Annotated in this window: 1 protein-coding gene; it reads left to right on the top strand. The window is 43.7% G+C overall.

Annotation, left to right across the window (positions count from 1 at the left end; all coding sequences use genetic code 11):
• Positions 1-641, top strand: a 641-nt coding sequence (locus ABE099_RS20715) for a DUF5704 domain-containing protein (protein WP_430033558.1), incomplete at both ends; no start/stop codon positions are given.

The raw sequence follows: 641 nt of genomic DNA, 5'->3' as shown, positions 1-641 counted from the left end.
GATGCTAACGGGAATAGCATTGAAAAAACAGAAACGAAAACGAAACCACAAACGGTAACGAAAAAATATGAAGTTGAACGTCCCTTTTCTTACTGGATCATTGATAATTTAGAAGTCTATCAAATTGATGAAGCGAGACTGAGGAATTACGCTTTTGATGGGGAAGAAATCTCAATTAGTCCTCAAAAATATGATCCACCGCTATACCTTACAGAGGAAACAGGGAGGTATGAAGCCCCTGACCCTCCTAGTAGCATTGATACAACAGGGGGTGTAATACCTGGTGAGGATGCATCGAGCGAAGAATTTCCAGAAGATGCAGAAAAGGTGGTAGACAAAGTCAAAGTTACCAACGACACCTTCACCTTCGACGGCACGACGATCATGGATGGTGCGCAAACCGAGGAAAGTACACCGACGCCAGGTCGCATCCAGCAAGCATCACAAATTGGACAGGATGTTCTATATAGTCCTTACAATATGATCCCAATCACCAAAACCAACAAGGCAAATCAGCCAAGTAGTGGTACGATTTTCTACGGACTGATGTCAGGCAATATCAATGGGGGCGATAACAAGGAATACCCAATCAACGGGATCAATTCCGTCACCGTACATACGCCAGTAGTGTTATATCCTTC

The organism is Paenibacillus turicensis, from assembly GCF_050461185.1.
Taxonomy (GTDB): domain Bacteria; phylum Bacillota; class Bacilli; order Paenibacillales; family Paenibacillaceae; genus Fontibacillus; species Fontibacillus turicensis_A.
Note: the sequence above shows the minus strand (reverse complement) of the source record. Positions and strands in the feature narration are given on the sequence as shown.